The sequence below is a fragment of the Streptomyces sp. NPDC002958 genome, from assembly GCF_055563255.1.
In genome coordinates, this window is sequence record NZ_JBVHDS010000008.1 from 198,304 (window position 1) to 217,501 (window position 19,198).

Sequence of the window (19,198 nt, forward strand, 5' to 3'; positions counted from 1 at the left end):
CTCCGGTGTCGGCCCCGAGCCCGCCCTCGACGCCAAGTCCCGCTACGGCCTCGACGGCGACCTCGGCTCCTGCGCCGGCCTCGATGTCGACCTCGGCTCCGGCGCCGGACGGTGCCGGAGTGCCGGGGCGGTGGGAGCGGGTGGTTCCCGCGCTGAGGGAGCGGATTCCGGTGTGGCTGCAGCTCAGATGCGGTCTGGAGTCAAGGACCCTCGCCGCGCTGGCCGTTGTCCTGATCGCGGCCGCAGCCTTCGCCGCGGTGCATTTCTGGTCCGCGCGCCCCCACTCCGTACGCGCTCCTGAACCGGTCAATGAGGTCGCGCAGGCCCGGACTTCGGTCCCGGCGCCGGATGACGCCGCAGTGCCCGAGCCGTCACCGGGGCCGCCACCCACGACAGGGCCGGGCGGGCACGTCGTCGTCGATGTGGGCGGGAAGGTGCGAAGGCCGGGGATTCATCAACTGCCGTCCGGTGCGAGGGTCGCCGATGCGCTGCGTGCGGCGGGCGGAGTCCGGCCAGGTGTCGACCTCACCGGGCTCAACCGGGCGCGGGTGCTCATGGACGGGGAACAGATCGTGGTGGGTGCCCCATCCGGCCCGCCTGCCGCCAGTGGTGCGGGAGGAGCCGCTACGGGCGGCAGCGGCAGTGCCACGACCGGACCGGTCAGCCTCAACCGCGCAACCGTCGAACAACTCGACACCCTGCCCGGTGTCGGCCCGGTTCTCGCCCAGCACATCATCGACTACCGCGCACAGCACGGCGGTTTCCGTTCCGTCGATGAGCTCCGCGAGGTCAACGGGATCGGCGACCGCCGGTTCGCCGACCTCCAACCATTGGTGGGGCCATGAAACACCTGGACGTCCATGCGGCGTCGGGCCGACGGCTGGGTGTCTCCGATCCGCGGCAGGAGGGCCCGGTCGACCTTCGGCTGGTCCCGCCGGCCATGGCGGCCTGGGCCGGAGCGGCGCTTGCTCTGAGTGCGCCGGGGCGGTGGACGACGGTGGGCGTGATGCTCTGCATCGGCGCAGCCATGGTGCTTCTGGCGATGTCGGGAGCATCGGCAACCCGTGCGATGCGCAGGCTGTCGGCCGACATCGGGGGAGGCGCGGCAGGCGAGGAAAGTCCGGTACGCAACCGGCGACGGCCGCACACCACCACAACCGCGACCGCCACCGCTGCCGCGCTGCTCTGTGCGGCAGCCGGGGCCGCGTCGGCCGGGTTGCATGCCGCGGACGTACGGCAGGGGCCGATCCAGGGGCTGGCCCAGCGGTTCGCGAGGGTCGACGCAGAGGTGACGGTGACGTCCGACGCACGGCAGACCCGGCCCCGGGTGCGAGGCGACCACAGCACGCCCGCCTCGCTCCTCATGGACGCCGAGATCACACGGCTGACCGGGCGCGACGGTGCGGTCACCCGGCTGCGTACGCCAGTGTTGCTGATCGTCTCGCCCGGCGGATCGATGGCGCGGTGGCAGAAGTTGCTCCCTTCCACGCAACTGCACATCGGCGGCCGACTGGCTCCATCGATGCACGACGGGGAGCGCAATGCCGCCGTACTGCGGCCGGAGGGCAAGGGCCCGCCCCGCATCACCGGGCCTCCCACCTTTGTCCAGCGCATGGCGGGTGCTCTGCGTGGCGGTCTGCGGCAGGCGACCGAGCGGCTCGATCCCGATGCGCGGGCGCTTCTTCCGGGCCTGGTCGTCGGCGACACCTCACGGGTCACCCCCGAACTGCACGATGCCTTCCAGGCGGCCGACCTCACCCACTTGATGGCGGTCTCCGGTGCCAACCTGGCAATCCTGCTCGTCCTCCTGATCGGACCGCCGGGCACGGCGTTGCGCGTCGAACGCCGCGGTCTGGCACCCCGGTTGGGAATCACGCTGCGGATGACGGCTTTGCTCGGCGGCGGCCTCACACTCGCCTTCGTCATCGTCTGCCGCCCCGAGCCGAGCGTGCTACGTGCTGCGGCCTGCGGACTGATCACCCTGCTCGCCATCGGCACGGGGCGCCGCAGGTCCCTGATCCCCGCGCTGGCAGCTGCGGTCCTGCTGCTGGTGCTGTACGACCCGTGGATGGCGCGCAGTTACGGCTTCGTCCTCTCCGTCCTGGCCACCGGCGCCCTGCTCACCATCGCCCCGAAGTGGAGCGACGCGTTGCAACGGCGCCAAGTTCCACCCCGGCTCGCCGAGGCGTTGGCCGCGGCCGCCGCGGCGCAGGCGGTGTGTGCGCCTGTCGTCGTGCTGCTCGCCTCCCGGGTCAGTCTGGTGGCGATCCCGTGCAATCTGCTGGCCGAATTCGCGGTGGCGCCGGCCACGGTCCTCGGGTTCGCCGCGCTTGCCCTGGCGCCGGTGGCCATGCCGGTGGCAGAACTGCTCGCCCGGATCGCGGGGTGGCCGACCGGGTGGATCGCCTCGGTGGCCCGCACCGGGGCGGCCCTGCCCGGAGCGGAGATCGACTGGCCCGACGGCGGGAAGGGCGCGCTGCTGCTGGCCGCGCTGACAGCTCTGCTGGTGCTGCTGGCCCGTCGTGTCGTGCGCCACCCCTGGGTCTGTTCGGCCGCCGTGCTGCTGCTGATCATTGCGGTGCTGCGCCCGGTGCCGATCACCCGGGTGCTCACCGGATGGCCGCCGCCGGACTGGGCGTTCGCGATGTGCGACGTGGGGCAGGGTGACGCCCTGGTGCTGGCCGCGGGGGACGGCACGGGTGTGGTCGTCGACACCGGTCCCGATCCCCGGCTCGCCGACCGGTGCCTGCGCGACCTGGGCATCACCGAGGTGCCGCTCCTGGTCCTCACGCACTTCCACGCGGACCATGTGCGGGGGCTGCCCGGTGTGCTGCGGGGCAGAGCGGTGGGGGCGGTCCAGACGACGAGCCTGGACGAACCGCCGGACCAGGTCGCGTTCGTCCGGAGAACGGCTGCCGTGTCTGGCGTCCCCCTAGTGCGGGCCGCCCCCGGTGAACGCCGCCGGATCGGGCCGCTCGACTGGCGGGTCCTCTGGCCGGCGGGCGGCACGGGGGCCGACGGTGCATCGGCGCTTCCATGGGCAGGGTCCGTACCGCAGGAGCCGAATGATGCCAGCGTCACCCTGTACGTCCGGACCGGCGGGTTGACTCTGCTGCTCCTGGGCGACCTCGAACCACCGGCCCAGCAGGGGCTGTTGCGCACGTATCCCGCACTGCCACGGGTGGACGTTCTCAAGGTCGCCCATCACGGCTCTGCCCATCAGGACCTCGCTCTGCTGCGCAGCGTGCACCCGAGACTCGCCCTGATGAGCGTGGGCCGGGACAACCCGTACGGTCACCCGGCCGCGCGCACCGTCGACGCGCTCAGGGCCGGTGGCGCGATGGTGCTGCGGACGGACACCGACGGCGCGATCGTCGTGACGGGTGCCGGGCGGGGGCTGCGGGCGGTGGGTCGGTCATGAGCCCCGCCCCGTCGACGGCCGCCCGTACGGCCGCGCATCCGTACAGCCGCCTCGCCTCAGTCCAGCCAGGCGCCTTCGGCCATCAGCTCCCGCCCGGCCAACTCGTTCTCTTCTCGCCATGCCCTGACCGCATACGGAGTGAAGCGGAGATACACCCACGCGGTGCGGCCCCGCAGGTCCCAGTTCAGTTTTGTCGCGAAGGCGTCGCCCGATTCCGCGGAGAGGTCCGCACCCTCGACGACCTCGGCCGTCGCCTCGATGAGCACCACATCACGGGTGTGACCGAGACTGATCCTGGCCTGCCCGGTCGGCGTCACATTGACCGCGGTGGGGTTGGTACGGCGCGTAGCCATCAGCAGTGTTCCGGCGTCCCACACGAACGACAGCGGCACCAAACTCGGTTCCCCGTCGGCCGAAGCGGTCGCCACCCAGGCGTCGTGGTCCTTCTCCAGGCGGTCGAGCACATCCTGCTTGCGCTGCTCCCGGCTGCGTGCCGGCTCCGGATTCTTCACGCTCCGCACGATAGCGGGCGCGTCGAATGAGTGATGCGTACAAGTGGAACGACCAATCCGGACCTTCGGTAACACCCCTACCCAAGCCCCTGCGAGCTGCTCTGTTTGCCTCGAACACCACAATAGTGATCGAATGGATGATCGTCGGTGGGCCGCTGCTCCGACGAGGATGTCCAGCCGTCAGGCCCCAAGGTGAATCGCCCCAGGGGGTAGGTAGAAGATGTTCGGCCGTTGGCTGGGAAACAGGGGAGCGAAGGAGGCCGCGCGTGGCAACGCCCTCACCGGGCTCGAGGTGCCACGCACCGCCGGAGTGCTCAGTTGCCGTGTACTCGACCCCGTCAATGAAGTTGTGCAGCAGGCCGAGTTCGTGGTCATGGACAGCGTCGGCCGCAAGGTCTTCGGCGGTGAGACGGACCCGTACGGCAACGTGCTTGCCACCGTCCCGGCCGGCGAATACCGGTTGGCCGTCACGGCTGAGGGCTTCACCCCCTTCCACGGCGCGGCCACGGTCGTCGAGAGCGGCCACGCGAGCCTCGGCGATGTGACCCTGCAGCTGTCCGCGCCTCCGCAGTTGCCCGACCCGGGCGAGTGGGAGGTCGAGCCGATGCACTCGCAGATCGGCTTCACGGCCCGGCACATTGGCATGGCGCGCATCCATGGCCGGTTCAACACCTTCGCCGGTGCCGTCCGGATCGCCGACCGCATGGAGGACTCGGCCATGCACGTGATCATCGATGCCGCGTCGATCGACACGAACGTCCAGATGCGTGACGACCATCTGCGCTCCGGCGACTTCCTCGACGTCGGGCGCTACCCGACGCTGGAGTTCTACAGCGACCGCTTCGTCCACCGCGGCGGCACCCGCTGGGGTGTGACCGGCGCGCTCACACTGCACGGCGTCAGCCGTACCGTCACGCTGGACACCCAGTACCTCGGTCTGGGCAACGGCTTGGAGGGCGAGACCCGCGCCGCCTGCCGGGCCACCACGGAACTGCACCGCGAGGACTTCACCCTCACCTGGCAGACCATGCTGGCCCGCGGCATCGCTGCCATCGGCTCCAGCATCTCCATCGACATGGACATCCAGATCGTCCCCAAGAGCTGAGCCCGAAGGTGCCCCTGGCGCTCCTCTAAGGCGCTTCGAGCCACCCCTCGTACTCCGCGGCGAACGCATCGAGCGCCGAGGAACCCAGCCGCCCCGACGGGTCCTCCACGACCACCAGCCACTGGGCGTCCTCGGCGTCGTCCTCGCCGGCCAGCGCATCACGTACGAGCTGGGGCTCCTCGGTGACCCCGAAGCGGTTGCCGAGTTCCGCGGCCACCTCCTCCGCGGCATCGCGATCGGGCAGAACCAGCACATGTCTTACATCGCTCACCTGCCCATTCTCCCGTACCGGGTAAGAGGTGCGGTCCGGTCGGCGCCGCCAGGCGTCCGGGCCCCAGTCGTCCGAGCCCCCAGGCGTCCGCACAAGGCGGCTCCCGCGCGAGGCGGGCAGGGAGTCCGGCGGGCTGTCAGTGGCGCGTGGGATGCTGGACGGCGATGGCCACCAGAAGGAATTCCACCGACGATCCGCTCGCCCCCCTCACGCTCGCCGTGGGCCAGGAGGACCTGCTCCTCGACCGCGCTGTGCAGCAGGTGGTGGCGGCGGCCCGTGCCTCCGACCCCGACACGGATGTCCGCGATCTCACCTCCGACCAGCTCCAGCCCGGCACCCTTGCCGAGCTGACGAGCCCGTCGCTCTTCGCCGAGCGCAAGGTGGTGATCGTGCGCAATGCGCAGGATCTCTCCGCCGACACGATCAAGGACGTCAAGGCGTACCTCGGCGATCCGGTCGAGGAGATCACCCTCGTTCTGCTGCACGCGGGCGGCGCCAAGGGCAAGGGGCTGCTGGACGCGGCGCGCAAGGCCGGGGCGCGGGAGGTCGCGTGTCCGAAGACGACCAAGCCGGCCGAGCGGCTCTCGTTCGTGCGGTCGGAGTTCCGGGCGCTGGGGCGCTCGGCGACTCCCGAGGCGTGCCAGGCGCTGGTCGACTCCATCGGCAGCGATCTGCGGGAGTTGGCGAGTGCGGTTTCGCAGCTCGTCGCGGATGTCGAGGGCGCGATCGACGAGGCGGTCGTCGCCCGTTACTACACGGGCCGCGCAGAGGCATCGAGTTTCACGGTTGCCGACCGCGCAGTGGAGGGGCGGGCTGCTGAGGCGCTTGAGGCGTTGCGCTGGTCGCTGTCCACCGGGGTGGCGCCTGTGCTGATCACCAGTGCGCTGGCGCAGGGCGTACGGGCGATCGGAAAGCTGTCCTCGGCGCGTGGGGGACGGCCCGCGGACCTCGCCCGTGAGCTGGGCATGCCGCCGTGGAAGATCGACCGGGTGCGCCAGCAGATGCGTGGGTGGACGCCGGACGGCGTGGCGGTGGCGCTGCGGGCGGTCGCGGATGCGGACGCGGGCGTCAAGGGGGGCGGCGACGATCCGGAGTACGCGCTGGAGAAGGCCGTGGTCGCGGTGGCGCGGGCGGCGCGGTCGAGGCGGTAGCCGGGCGGGGCGGTCGGGACGGAGCCGGGCGGGGCGAGGCACCGGGCTCGTCCGGCGGCTGCTCTGCCCTCGAGCGCCGGACGAGCTCAAAACCGGACGGGCTCGAACTCAAAACCGGACGGGCTCGAAGCGGGTACACCGAAGGCCCCGGGCCTCGCTCTGGGGAGAGCAGGGTCCGGGGCCTTCGGTTCACGCTTCGTGCGCCGCACCCGCGTGGCGAACGCAGGTTCGGTGTGCGGCGCGGGGGCCGGGCAGGGGCGGGAGAGAGGGCCCGCTGGTCCGTTCCGGCGGTTACATCAGAAGGCTCAGCCCTGGAGGGAGGCAACCTTGGAGGCCAGCGCCGACTTCTTGTTGGCGGCGGCGTTCTTGTGGATGACACCCTTCGAGACGGCCTTGTCGAGCGCGCGGGAGGCGTCGCGAGCGGCCGTGGTGGCCTTCTCGACGTCACCGGTGACGGCAGCCTCACGGGCCTTGCGGATAGCGGTCTTGAGCGAGGACTTGACGGCCTTGTTGCGCAGGCGCGCCTTCTCGTTCGTCTTGTTCCGCTTGATCTGGGACTTGATGTTCGCCACGAAAGAGCCTTTTCAGGTTCGTTGGATCTTCGATGTGCGCCCCACGGCCCGAGAGAGTCGCGAGGCACAGCTGTCAACGGTACCAGCCCCGCTCCGACCGGCCCAAACCGGTCCCCGCCCCGCAACCATGGGACGATGGAGGCTACGTATCGATCCGACCGAACCGACATCGACCCGAGACACGGCGTTCGGCGTCTCAAGAATCAGGACCCTGCGTGCCCGCGACTCCTACCCACGTGCCCGAGCCGAGCCGTACCGACCCGGCGCTGATCCGCAACTTCTGCATCATCGCGCACATCGACCACGGCAAGTCGACCCTTGCCGACCGGATGCTTCAGCTGACGGGTGTGGTCGACCAGCGGCAGATGCGCGCTCAGTACCTCGACCGGATGGACATCGAGCGCGAGCGCGGCATCACCATCAAGTCCCAGGCGGTACGTCTGCCCTGGGCGCCCAACACGGGTGAGGACCAGGGCCGCACCCATGTCCTCAACATGATCGACACCCCGGGCCACGTGGACTTCACCTACGAGGTCTCCCGCTCGCTCGCCGCCTGCGAGGGCACGATCCTGCTGGTCGACGCCGCGCAGGGCATCGAGGCCCAGACGCTGGCCAACCTCTACCTGGCGATGGAGAACGACCTCACCATCGTCCCGGTGCTCAACAAGATCGACCTGCCGGCCGCGCAGCCGGAGAAGTTCTCCGAGGAGCTGGCCAATCTCATCGGCTGCCAGCCGGAGGACGTACTCAAGGTCTCCGCGAAGACCGGTGTCGGCGTGGACGTGCTGCTCGACCGGGTGGTCAAGGACGTCCCGGCCCCGATCGGCCAGGCCGACGCCCCCGCCCGCGCGATGATCTTCGACTCGGTCTACGACTCGTACCGAGGCGTCGTCACGTACGTCCGTGTCGTCGACGGTCAGCTCAACAAGCGCGAGCGCATCAGGATGATGTCCACCGGCGCCACCCACGAGCTGCTGGAGATCGGGGTCTCCTCCCCGGAGATGACCCCGGCCGACGGCCTCGGTGTGGGCGAGGTGGGCTACATCATCACCGGCGTGAAGGACGTCCGGCAGTCCAAGGTCGGTGACACCATCACCTCCCTGAGCAAGGGCGCGACCGAGGCGCTGGGCGGCTACAAGGACCCCAAGCCGATGGTGTTCTCGGGCCTGTACCCGCTGGACGGCTCGGACTACCCGGACCTGCGCGAGGCGCTCGACAAGCTTCAGCTCAACGACGCCGCCCTGGTGTACGAGCCGGAGACCTCCGCCGCGCTCGGCTTCGGCTTCCGCGTCGGCTTCCTCGGCCTGCTCCACCTCGATGTGATCCGTGAGCGGCTGGAGCGCGAGTTCGGTCTCGAACTCATCGCCACCGCGCCCAACGTGGTCTACCGCGTAGAGATGGAGGACGGCACCGAGCACACCGTCACCAACCCGAGCGAATTCCCCGAGGGCAAGATCGACAAGGTGCACGAGCCCGTCGTGCGCGCCACGGTCCTGGCCCCCAGCGAGTTCATCGGCGCGATCATGGAGCTCTGCCAGAACCGGCGCGGCACCTTGCTCGGCATGGATTACCTCTCCGAGGACCGGGTCGAGATCCGCTACACCCTGCCGCTCGCCGAGATCGTCTTCGACTTCTTCGACCAGCTGAAGTCCAAGACGCGTGGTTACGCCTCCCTCGACTACGAGCCCACCGGCGAGCAGTCCGCCCAGCTCGTCAAGGTCGACATCCTGCTGCACGGCGACAAGGTCGACGCGTTCTCCGCAGTCACGCACAAGGACAAGGCGTACGCGTACGGCGTGCGGCTCGTCGCCAAGCTGCGCGAACTGATCCCGCGGCAGAACTTCGAGGTGCCGATCCAGGCCGCCATCGGCTCCCGGGTCATCGCCCGTGAGACCGTCCGCGCCATCCGCAAGGACGTCCTCGCCAAGTGCTATGGCGGTGACATCTCCCGTAAGCGGAAGCTGCTGGAGAAGCAGAAGGAAGGCAAGAAGCGGATGAAGATGGTCGGCAATGTGGAGGTTCCGCAGGAGGCCTTCATCGCCGTGCTGTCGACGGACGAGTCGGGCGGGGACAGCAAGGCCAAGAAGTAGCTCCGCCGCAAGGCCGGGAAGCAGCTCCCGTCGCAGGGTCGAGAAGCGGTCCCCGGCCCGGCCGCCGCCCGGCCCCACCCGGTGGTAGCCCAACGGGCCCTTGTGTCGCAGTGCACTGCGACACAAGGGCCCGTTTGTTATGAAGCGGCGGCCCACTGCCCCTTACGCGGCGGACGCGGGCGCTCTACCCTGATCACGGCTTCGTAGTTACTCGCCGGTTAAACAAGCGGGATCGAGTACCGCAGGACAAGCACCGCAGGACCAAGCACACAGACGTACGCAGGACACGCGCAGGAACAACAGGAACAAGCAGTATCCAGCAGCCGGTCGTGAAGCACTGCCGCAGGCCCGGAGGATGTCGTGAGCGACACACAGACCTTGATCGAGAACCGACCGCCCTCCGTGGCGAACCTCTTCATCGACCGCGTGGCGGCCACGCCGGACGGGGAGGCCTACCGCTACCCGGTCCCTGCGGCCACCGGCGAGGGGCCCGATAATTGGAAGTCGCTGAGCTGGGCACAGGCCGCCGAGCGGGTGTACGCCATCGCGGCAGGGCTCATCGGTCTGGGTGTGCGGCCGGAGGAGCGGGTCGCGCTTGCCGCCAGTACCCGGGTGGAATGGATTCTTGTCGACCTCGGTGTGATGTGCGCGGGCGCCGCCACCACCACGATCTACCCGTCGACCAACGCCGAGGAGTCGGCGTTCATCCTCTCCGACTCCGAGAGCCGGGTGCTGATCGCCGAGGACGCCGGCCAGCTGGCCAAGGCCCGCGAGCGCCGCGCCGAGCTGCCGAAACTCGCCCATGTCGTCGTCATCGACCCCGAAGGCGCCGAGCCCGTCGAGGGCGACCCCGACGGCTGGGTGCTCACCCTGGCCGATCTGGAGACCCGCGGCGCCGAGCACCTGGCGAAGAACCCCGGCACGGTCAAGGAGCGGATCGCGGCCATCACGTCCGACCAGTTGGCCACCCTGATCTACACCTCGGGCACCACCGGCCGCCCCAAGGGCGTACGCCTGCCGCACGACAACTGGTCGTACATGGCCAAGGCCACCGTGGCGACCGGTCTGATCACCAAGGACGACGTCCAGTACCTGTGGCTGCCGCTCGCGCACGTCTTCGGCAAGGTCCTCACCTCCGGCCAGATCGAGGTCGGCCACGTCACCGCCATCGACGGCCGGGTCGACAAGATCATCGAGAATCTGCCGGTGGTCCAGCCGACGTACATGGCAGCCGTTCCCCGTATCTTCGAAAAGGTCTACAACGGTGTCGCCGCCAAGGCGCGGGCCGGTGGCGGGGCCAAGTACAAGATCTTCCAGTGGGCGGCCGGGGTCGCCCGTGAGTACGCGACGGTCTCGCAGGACAACTTCCGGCGCACCGGCACGGCTTCCGTACCCTTCGGGCTCGGTGCCAAGCACAAGGTCGCCGACGCCCTCGTCTTCGCCAAGATCCGTGAGGCCTTCGGCGGCCGGCTGCGCGCCTGCATCTCCGGATCCGCGGCGCTCGCCCCCGACATCGGCTACTTCTTCGCGGGCGCCGGGATCCACATCCTGGAGGGTTACGGCCTCACCGAGACCAGCGCCGCCTCCTTCGTCAACCCGGGCGAGGCCTACCGCACCGGCACGGTCGGCAAGCCGCTCCCCGGCACCGAGGTACGGATCGCCGACGACGGCGAGATCCTGCTGCGCGGCCCCGGCCTGATGCAGGGCTACCAGGGGCTGCCGGAGAAGACCACCGAGGTGCTGGAAGCGGATGGCTGGTTCCACACCGGCGACATCGGCGAGCTGTCCGTGGACGGCTATCTCCGGATCACCGACCGCAAGAAGGACCTGATCAAGACGTCCAGCGGCAAGTACATCGCCCCGGCGGAGGTCGAGGGGCAGTTCAAGGCGATCTGCCCGTTCGTCTCCAACATCCTGGTGCACGGCGCGGACCGTAATTTCTGCACCGCCCTGATCGCGCTCGACGAGCCGGCCATCCTCGGCTGGGCCGCCGAGAACGGCCTGGGCGGGAAGTCGTACGCCGAAGTGGTGGGCTCCCCGCAGGCAGTCAAGCTCATCGAGGGCTATGTGAAGCGGCTCAACGAGGGGCTGCAGCGCTGGCAGACCATCAAGAAGTTCCGGCTGCTGCCCCGCGATCTCGACATCGAGCACGGCGAGCTGACGCCCAGTCTCAAGCTGAAGCGGCCGGTCGTCGAGCGCGAGTACAAGGGCCTCATCGACGACATGTACGAAGGAGCCCGAGAGGCGTAATACAGGTCCTTCCGGACCGGTCGCACGGTGCGGCTGCTTCCGTTGTTCTCCGCTCACTTTCTCTGCTCACTTCGGCAACTCATCGCTTATGGGCAGGGTCCATCTGTCACTCTGTCGGTGTCGTCAGCCTGTGTCGGTGTCGTCAGCGGCGCTCAAGAGAACAGAACGAGAACAGACAGAAGAGCGAGAACAGGTCAGGAGCTGCACCGTGGGGCCCATTCCCTTGCAGCGGGACATCGTTCAGCGTCCCGGTATCACTGTCGGCCATGCGGATGCGAGGCCGGTCGCCCGTACGTCCCTGCCCGGAAACCTCCTCGCGCCCTCCGCCGCCCGCCGGTTCGTCCGGGCCGCGCTCACCGAGTGGACCGGGCTCGGGCTGCCGGCGGCCGTGGGCTTCAGCGAACGTCTGGCCGATGATGCGGCGGTCGTCGTCAGCGAGCTGGTCACCAACGCGGTCGTGCACGCCGGGACCCATGTCGAGCTGCTCTGCCGGCTGGAGGAGGCCACCGAGGACGAGGTCGCGGCCCTGGTGCTGGAGGTCTCCGACCACCACCCGGCCCGTGCCGTGCGCAGCGAACGATCGGACATCGGCAGCGCGGCGGACACGGCGAAGAGCGAGGCCCCCACCGGCTCCGTCGAGCCCGCCGAGTACGGACGCGGGCTCCAGCTCGTCGGCACCCTCGCCGAGCGCTGGGGCATCACCTACCGCACCGGACTCAAGACCGTCTGGGCCCGGCTCCCCGTCGACGACTGGAACCCGTTCCCCGAACCGTCGGCCGAGCCCGGATTCCAGCAGGGGCTGCGCGCGGCCGAACTGCTCGCCCCCACCGCCCGGCGGGCCCTGCGCGACAACGCGGACTGGGCCGGGCGCGGCGCGCTCTCGTTCCTCGCCGAGGCCTCGGACCTGCTCGCCGGTCAGCTCGACGAGGACATCGTGGCGGCGCTTGCCGCACAGTTACTGGTGCCCAGACTTGCCGACTGGTGCGCGATCTGGCTGGAGCCCGAGAACGGCGGCCCCGTTGCCGTCCCCCGGCTTGCCAGCGTCTGGCACCGGGACGAGGCCGAGACGGGGCAGCTGCGTACGGTGCTGGACGCCCACCCGATCCGGCTGCCCGAGCGGGTGGGCACCGGGCCCGTCTCCATGCCGTGGCCCGGGGGCGAGGAGGACGGCGGGGAATCCGACGTACGGGCCGGGTCCGCTCTCGCCTACCGGATCACATCGGGCGGCCGGACACTCGGCGCCGTACTCCTCGGCAGGGAGGGCACAGCTCGCGTCCCCGACGAGGTCACCGCCCTGATCGAGGACTTCGTACGCCGTGTCGGCCTCGCCGTCGGTGCCGCCCGCGCCTACACCCGGCAGGCCACCATCAGCCGCATCCTGCAACGCGCACTGCTGCCCAGCAAGGTCGCCGACATACCCGGCGTCACCAGCTCGCTGGTGTACGAACCCAGCGACGACGGGGTCGTAGGCGGTGACTTCTACGACATCTTCCCGTGCCCCGGCGACCGCTGGTGCTTCGTCCTCGGCGATGTACAGGGCAGTGGCCCCGAAGCCGCCGTCGTCACCGGCCTCGCCCGGCCCTGGCTGCGGCTGCTGGCCCGAGAGGGATTCGGCGTGGGTGAGGTGCTGGACCGGCTCAACCGCCTGCTTCTCGACGACGCGATGGAGGCCGCCGAGGCAGCCGCGCTCATGGTGGCCGCGGCGGGCGGCCAGCAAACGGCGGACACCGGGCAGTCCCGCTTTCTGTCCCTGCTGTACGGGGAACTCGTACCGCTGCCCGGCGGCGGCGTGCGCTGCACCCTCGCCAGCGCCGGCCACCCGCTGCCGCTGCTGCTGCGGCCCGACGGCGAGGTGCGCCCGGCCGCCGAGCCGCAGATGCTGCTCGGGATCATGGACGACGTCGCGTACGAGAGCCAGAGCTTCGAGCTGGCGCCCGGCGACAGCCTGCTGTGTGTTACGGACGGTGTGACGGAGCGGCGCTCCGGGCCGCTGATGTTCGACGACGGGGACGGTCTGGCCCTGGCACTGGCGGGCTGTGCCGGGATGTCGGCGGACGGGATCGCGGACCGGATCAAGCGGGCCGTGCACGAATTCGCCGAGCGGCCGCCGGACGACGATCTGGCGCTGCTGGTGCTGCAGGCGGGGTGACGGCGGGGGTGGGGCGGTGCGGCCGGGAATGGGAGGCGTTCGCGGGAGGCGTTCGCGGCGGGGTGGGCGGGGCGGTGCGGCCGGGGGCGCGTGGCCTCCCGTGATCACGTGCGTGGCTCGGACGTTCCGGGCGGCGAGTGACAATGGACGGTATGCCTTCCGTACTGCCCGATGGTGAACCCGTACCCGACGACGGGGCGCTGCCCCGCCATGCCCTGGAAGGCGCCGCCGACCGGCCGCTCGGCTTCTACCTGCATGTGCCCTACTGCGCGACCCGCTGCGGATACTGCGACTTCAACACCTACACCGCCACCGAGCTGCGCGGTTCCGGCGGCGCCCTGGCCTCCCGGGACAACTACGCCGCCCATCTGATCGGCGAGGTCCGCCAAGCCCGCAAGGTCCTCGGCGACGATCCCCGTCCGGTCCGTACGGTCTTCGTCGGCGGCGGTACACCGACCCTGCTGGCCGCCGCGGACCTGGTGCGGATGCTGGGGGCGATCCGCGACGAGTTCGGGCTCGCGGACGATGCCGAGATCACCACCGAGGCCAACCCGGAGTCCGTCGATCCGGCGTATCTGGCCGAGCTTCGGGAGGGCGGCTTCAACCGGATCTCGTTCGGGATGCAGAGCGCGCGGCAGCACGTGCTGAGGATTCTGGACCGTACGCATACGCCGGGGCGGCCCGAGGCGTGTGTCGGTGAGGCGCGGGAAGCGGGCTTCGAGCACGTCAACCTCGATCTGATCTACGGCACGCCCGGGGAGTCCGACGACGACTGGCGGGCCTCCCTGGACGCGGCGATCGGGGCGGGGCCCGACCATGTGTCGGCGTACGCGCTGATCGTCGAGGAGGGCACCCAGCTGGCCCGGCGGATCCGGCGTGGCGAGATCCCGATGACCGATGACGACGCCCATGCCGACCGGTATCTGATCGCGGACGAGGCGATGGCGGCGGCGGGCTTCTCCTGGTACGAGGTGTCGAACTGGGCCCGTACTCCCGAGGGCCGGTGCCTGCACAACGAGCTGTACTGGCGCGGCGCCGACTGGTGGGGCGCCGGGCCGGGGGCGCACAGCCATGTCGGCGGGGTGCGCTGGTGGAACGTGAAGCATCCGGGGGCGTACGCGCAGGCTCTGGCCGAGGGACGGTCGCCGGGGGCCGGGCGCGAGATCCTCTCCGCGGAGGACCGGCGGGTCGAGCGGATCCTGCTGGAGCTGCGGCTCGCGGACGGCTGTCCGTTGTCGCTGCTGGCACCGGCGGGGCTGGCCGCGGCGGGGCAGGCGGTGAAGGACGGGCTGCTGGAGCGCGCGCCGTACGGGGAGGGACGGGCGGTGCTCACGCTGCGGGGGCGGTTGTTGGCGGACGCGGTGGTGCGGGACCTGGTGGACTGAGGGGCGGTGTGGGGCCGGCTGGGGTGCGGGGCGTCTGCGGCGGGCTCGTTCCCCTGCCCGCCCCTTCCCCTGCCCGCCCCTTCCCGGGCCCACCTTCCCGTGCTCCCCTTCCGGTGACCGCGCTCCGCCCCCGACCGGACCCCGCTCCTCAAGCGCCGGAGGGGCCGGGTGGGGCGGAAGGCCGGGAGGTCCGCGGCAGGATGGGCTACTGAGGCGGCGCCGTCACGAAGTCGATCAGGTGTTCCACGGAGCCCAGCAACGCCGGCTCCAGGTCCCGGTACGAGCGCACGGTGGACAGGATTCGCTGCCACGCCGCGCCCGTGTTCTCCGGCCAGCCCAGCGAGCGGCACACACCCGTCTTCCAGTCCTGGCCGCGCGGCACCACCGGCCAGTCGGCGATGCCCACCGATGACGGCTTCACCGTCTCCCACACGTCGATGTAGGGGTGGCCGACCACCAGCACGTTCGCGTCCGAGACCTGGGCCGCGATCCGGGACTCCTTGGAGCCCGGGACCAGGTGGTCGACCAAAACGCCCAGCCTGGCGTCCGGGCCGGGGGAGAATTCGCGCACGATGGCCGGGAGGTCGTCGATGCCCTCCAGATACTCGACGACCACACCCTCGATCCGCAGATCGTCGCCCCAGACCCGCTCGACCAGCTCCGCGTCGTGCCGGCCCTCCACATAGATCCGGCCCGCCCTCGCGACCCGGGCGCGAGCCCCGGGGACCGCGACCGAACCCGAGGCCGTACGCACGGGGCGTACGGGAGCGGCCGCCGACGGGCGTACGAGCGTGACCACCCGGCCCTCCAGCAAGAAGCCGCGCGGCTCCATCGGGAACACCCGGTGCTTGCCGAAGCGGTCCTCCAAGGTCACCGTCGGCCCCTGGGCCGTCTTCTCGCAGCGGATCACCGCACCGCAGAATCCGGTGGAGACCTCCTCCACGACCAGGTCGGGTTCGGCGGGGACCTCGGGAACGGGGGCGGACTTCTTCCACGGCGGGGTCAGGTCCGGCTGGTAGCTGCGCATCGGATGACGATAGGACGACAACACGTCACGACACGAACAGGTCAGGACACTCCGGAGGGGGCACCTCCCATGCCTTCAGGGCCATGGGGGAGGACGGCCAGTCGGTCGCGCTGGTTCCTGACGAACGCCGCATCCACCATCGCCCCGTGCCCCGGTACGTACACCGCGTCCTCGCCGCCCAGCGCCAGCAGCCGGTCCAGCGCGGCCGGCCAGCGGGACGGGACCGCGTCCGGGCCCGCCTGTGGTTCGCCCGATTCCTCGACCAGGTCGCCGCAGAGCACCACCGTGGGGGAGCCGGGGACGAGCGCCGCGAGATCGTGGCCGCTGTGGGCGGGGCCCACATTCGCCAGGAGCACCTGACGGCCGCCGCCCAGATCGAGCGTCCACTCGCCGCACACCTCGTGGTGCGGCGCCACCAGCGCATCGGTGGCCTCCGCCGCATCGTGTTCGGACACTCCGTGGCGCACGGCGGAGGCGTACAGATCGTTCGCCCCGTGCTTCAGCAGCCCGGCCATGCCGACCGCTCCGTACACCTGGGCGCCGGAGAACGCTGCGGTGCCCAGCACATGGTCGAAGTGGGGGTGGCTGAGTGCGATATGCGTCACCCTCCGGCCGAGCAGGGCCTGTGCCTGGGCCCGTATTTCTGCACCTTCGCGGAGCGTTGATCCGGTGTCGTAGAGCAGCACTCCCTGCGCTCCGACCACCAGTGCGACTGTCGCATCCCATCCGGGGAGGCGCCGTCGGCCCACTCCGTGACCGAGTCGCTCCCAGCCGAACTCTTCCCAAGAGGCGTCCATACCGCGACGCTATCGGCAACGACCTGCGCAGTCTCGCGGTAGCGTGACCGGTCGCCCTTGCTAGGCCCCCACTCGATCGCCGTACACTGGCCGGAGGATTGCTGGCACTCGTGATGACAGAGTGCCAGGAGGATTCCTGGGAATGAAACAGGAACGGCCCGAGAACCACCGAGGAAACAGCTGGAGGTGTGCGCGATGCTCAGCGAACGCAGACTCGAAGTGCTGCGCGCCATCGTCCAGGACTACGTCGGCACCGAGGAACCCGTGGGCTCCAAGGCGCTCACAGAGCGGCACAAGCTGGGGGTCTCCCCGGCCACCGTCCGCAACGACATGGCGGTGCTGGAGGACGAGGGCTTCATCGCCCAGCCCCACACCAGCGCGGGACGCATCCCGACGGACAAGGGCTATCGACTTTTCGTCGACAAGCTCGCGGGCGTCAAGCCCCTCTCGTCGCCGGAACGTCGTGCCATTCACAATTTCCTCGACGGCGCGGTCGACCTCGACGATGTCGTGGGCCGCACCGTACGGCTGCTCGCGCAGCTGACCCGGCAGGTCGCCATCGTGCAGTACCCCTCGCTGACCCGGTCGACGGTGCGGCATGTGGAGTTGCTGTCACTGGCGGCCGCCCGGCTGATGCTCGTGCTGATCACGGACACCGGCCGGGTCGAACAGCGCATGATCGACTGCCCCGCTCCGTTCGGTGAGACCTCTCTCGCCGATCTGCGGGCCCGGCTCAACAGCCGCGTCGTCGGACGCCGTTTCGCGGACGTCCCGCAGCTGGTGCAGGATCTGCCGGAATCCTTCGAGAGCGAGGACCGGGGAACCGTGTCCACCGTGCTCTCCACCCTGCTCGAAACCCTCGTCGAGGAGACGGAGGAGCGGCTGATGATCGGCGGCACCTCCAACCTCACCCGCTTCGGGCACGACTTCCCTGTGATGATCCGGCCGGTGCTGGAGGCGTTGGAGGAGCAGGTCGTGCTGCTGAAGCTGCTCGGCGAGGCCAAGGACTCGGGCATGACCGTACGTATCGGGCACGAGAACGCCCACGAGGGGCTCAACTCCACGTCCGTCGTCGCGGTCGGCTACGGTTCGGGCGACGAGGCAGTCGCCAAACTCGGCGTGGTCGGACCGACCCGCATGGACTACCCCGGAACGATGGGAGCGGTACGCGCAGTGGCACGTTACGTCGGACAGATCCTGGCGGAGTCGTAAGTGGCCACGGACTACTACGCCGTACTCGGCGTGCGCCGCGACGCATCTCAGGACGAGATCAAGAAGGCATTCCGGCGGCTCGCTCGCGAGCTGCATCCGGATGTGAACCCCGATCCGAAGACCCAGGAGCGGTTCAAGGAGATCAACGCCGCCTACGAGGTGCTTTCGGACCCGCAGAAGAAGCAGGTCTACGACCTCGGCGGCGACCCGCTGTCCGCCTCCGGCGGCGGCGGTGGTGCGGGCGGGTTCGGACAGGGTGGCTTCGGTAACTTCTCCGACATCATGGACGCGTTCTTCGGTACGTCGTCGCAGCGCGGACCCCGTTCGCGCACGCGGCGCGGCCAGGACGCGATGATTCGTCTGGAGATCGATCTCGCCGAGGCCGCGTTCGGCACCACCAAGGACATCCAGGTCGACACGGCCGTCGTCTGTACGACCTGTAGCGGCGAGGGCGCCGCACCCGGCACCTCCGCCCAGACCTGTGACATGTGCCGCGGCCGCGGCGAGGTCTCGCAGGTCACCCGGTCCTTCCTGGGCCAGGTCATGACCTCGCGGCCCTGCCCGCAGTGCCAGGGCTTCGGTACGGTCGTGCCGACCCCGTGCCCGGAGTGCGCCGGCGACGGGCGTATCCGGTCGAGGCGCACGCTCACCGTGAAGATCCCCGCCGGTGTCGACAACGGCACCCGCATCCAGCTCGCGGGCGAGGGCGAGGTCGGCCCCGGTGGTGGACCGGCCGGTGATCTGTATGTGGAGATCCATGAGCTGCCGCATTCGGTGTTCCAGCGCCGCGGCGACGATCTGCACTGCACGGTCACCATCCCGATGACGGCGGGCGCGCTCGGCACCAAGGTGCCGCTGGAGACGCTCGACGGCCCGGAGGAGGTCGACATCCGGCCGGGTACCCAGTCAGGCCAGTCGGTCCCGCTGCACGGACGCGGCATCACGCATCTGCGGGGTGGCGGACGCGGCGATCTGATTGTGCACGTCGAGGTGATGACCCCGACGAAGATGGACCCGGAGCAGGAGCGACTGCTGCGCGACCTGGCGAAGATGCGCGGTGAGGAGCGGCCCACCGGCCAGTTCCAGCCCGGTCAGCAGGGGCTGTTCTCCCGTCTGAAGGACGCCTTCAACGGTCGCTGACCGCCCCCGCACGCCGTTCCCCGCCGCCGGACGGGCTCGCTCGCCGAGTCCGTCCGGCGGTTGCGGACAACCCGTCCGGCGTTTGAGGCAAAGTGGACCGCAGGCCGTGCACGCCG

At 70.2% G+C, this 19,198-nt stretch carries 15 protein-coding genes; 10 read left to right on the forward strand and 5 right to left on the reverse strand.

The genetic code is table 11. The features are described 5' to 3' along the window. Positions 1-83: 83 nt before the first annotated feature. Both ACZ3IC_RS17180 and ACZ3IC_RS17185 read left to right on the forward strand, forming a co-directional pair. Entirely contained in the window at positions 84-845 is a 762-nt protein-coding gene (locus ACZ3IC_RS17180; RefSeq protein WP_467417011.1) for a ComEA family DNA-binding protein, read from the forward strand. Then, the gene (locus ACZ3IC_RS17185) at positions 842-3,421 is read left to right on the forward strand and encodes a ComEC/Rec2 family competence protein (protein ID WP_467417014.1); all 2,580 of its coding nucleotides are present in this window, start codon (positions 842-844) and stop codon (positions 3,419-3,421) included. The genes ACZ3IC_RS17180 and ACZ3IC_RS17185 overlap by 4 nt, the downstream gene beginning before the upstream one ends. A gap of 56 nt (positions 3,422-3,477) precedes the next feature. Here the strand turns inward: ACZ3IC_RS17185 and ACZ3IC_RS17190 are convergent, their stop codons facing one another. Then, a complete protein-coding gene (locus tag ACZ3IC_RS17190) occupies positions 3,478-3,933 on the reverse strand; it encodes a pyridoxamine 5'-phosphate oxidase family protein (RefSeq protein ID WP_467417015.1) in 456 nt (151 codons plus the stop codon). Between the two features lie 220 nt (positions 3,934-4,153). On the opposite strand from ACZ3IC_RS17190, the gene ACZ3IC_RS17195 reads away from it, so the two are divergent. Further along, complete coding sequence (locus ACZ3IC_RS17195; RefSeq protein ID WP_467417016.1) at positions 4,154-5,038, forward strand: YceI family protein; 885 nt, start codon at positions 4,154-4,156, stop codon at positions 5,036-5,038. Between the two features lie 25 nt (positions 5,039-5,063). On the opposite strand, the gene ACZ3IC_RS17200 is transcribed toward ACZ3IC_RS17195, so the two are convergent. Then, a complete protein-coding gene (locus ACZ3IC_RS17200) occupies positions 5,064-5,309 on the reverse strand; it encodes a hypothetical protein (protein WP_467417019.1) in 246 nt (81 codons plus the stop codon). 164 nt (positions 5,310-5,473) lie between these two features. On the opposite strand from ACZ3IC_RS17200, the gene holA reads away from it, so the two are divergent. Beyond that, positions 5,474-6,460: a DNA polymerase III subunit delta gene (holA, locus tag ACZ3IC_RS17205; RefSeq protein ID WP_467417021.1), complete on the forward strand. Its 987-nt coding sequence runs from the start codon at positions 5,474-5,476 to the stop codon at positions 6,458-6,460. A 305-nt stretch (positions 6,461-6,765) separates the two neighbouring features. Here holA and rpsT read toward each other — a convergent pair whose 3' ends face one another. Continuing rightward, positions 6,766-7,032 (reverse strand): 30S ribosomal protein S20, encoded by a 267-nt coding sequence (gene rpsT, locus ACZ3IC_RS17210; RefSeq protein WP_467417022.1) that lies wholly within the window; start codon positions 7,030-7,032, stop codon positions 6,766-6,768. Between the two features lie 215 nt (positions 7,033-7,247). Here rpsT and lepA point away from each other — a divergent pair, with 215 nt between their 5' ends. From lepA to hemW, 4 genes are all read left to right on the forward strand, one after another. Then, positions 7,248-9,122, forward strand: a complete 1,875-nt coding sequence (gene lepA / locus ACZ3IC_RS17215) for a translation elongation factor 4 (protein ID WP_467417025.1) — start codon at positions 7,248-7,250, stop codon at positions 9,120-9,122. A gap of 360 nt (positions 9,123-9,482) precedes the next feature. Continuing rightward, positions 9,483-11,372 (forward strand): AMP-dependent synthetase/ligase, encoded by a 1,890-nt coding sequence (locus tag ACZ3IC_RS17220; RefSeq protein ID WP_467417027.1) that lies wholly within the window; start codon positions 9,483-9,485, stop codon positions 11,370-11,372. A 223-nt stretch (positions 11,373-11,595) separates the two neighbouring features. Beyond that, the gene (locus ACZ3IC_RS17225) at positions 11,596-13,521 is read left to right on the forward strand and encodes a SpoIIE family protein phosphatase (RefSeq protein WP_467417207.1); all 1,926 of its coding nucleotides are present in this window, start codon (positions 11,596-11,598) and stop codon (positions 13,519-13,521) included. 143 nt (positions 13,522-13,664) lie between these two features. Next, entirely contained in the window at positions 13,665-14,906 is a 1,242-nt protein-coding gene (gene hemW, locus ACZ3IC_RS17230; RefSeq protein WP_467417030.1) for a radical SAM family heme chaperone HemW, read from the forward strand. Positions 14,907-15,111: 205 nt separating this feature from the next. On the opposite strand, the gene ACZ3IC_RS17235 is transcribed toward hemW, so the two are convergent. Continuing rightward, complete coding sequence (locus ACZ3IC_RS17235; RefSeq protein ID WP_467417031.1) at positions 15,112-15,933, reverse strand: DUF3097 domain-containing protein; 822 nt, start codon at positions 15,931-15,933, stop codon at positions 15,112-15,114. A gap of 41 nt (positions 15,934-15,974) precedes the next feature. Further along, on the reverse strand, positions 15,975-16,730 hold the full coding sequence (locus ACZ3IC_RS17240) for an MBL fold metallo-hydrolase (protein WP_467417033.1): 756 nt from the start codon (positions 16,728-16,730) through the stop codon (positions 15,975-15,977). A gap of 195 nt (positions 16,731-16,925) precedes the next feature. Here ACZ3IC_RS17240 and hrcA point away from each other — a divergent pair, with 195 nt between their 5' ends. Together hrcA and dnaJ are read left to right on the forward strand one after the other, a co-directional pair. Beyond that, positions 16,926-17,942 carry a heat-inducible transcriptional repressor HrcA gene (gene hrcA / locus ACZ3IC_RS17245; protein ID WP_072483581.1) on the forward strand — a complete coding sequence of 339 codons (1,017 nt, stop codon included), beginning with the start codon at positions 16,926-16,928 and terminating at the stop codon, positions 17,940-17,942. Next, positions 17,943-19,082, forward strand: a complete 1,140-nt coding sequence (gene dnaJ / locus ACZ3IC_RS17250) for a molecular chaperone DnaJ (protein ID WP_467417036.1) — start codon at positions 17,943-17,945, stop codon at positions 19,080-19,082. It abuts the gene before it with no gap. The last annotated feature ends 116 nt before the right edge of the window (positions 19,083-19,198 follow it).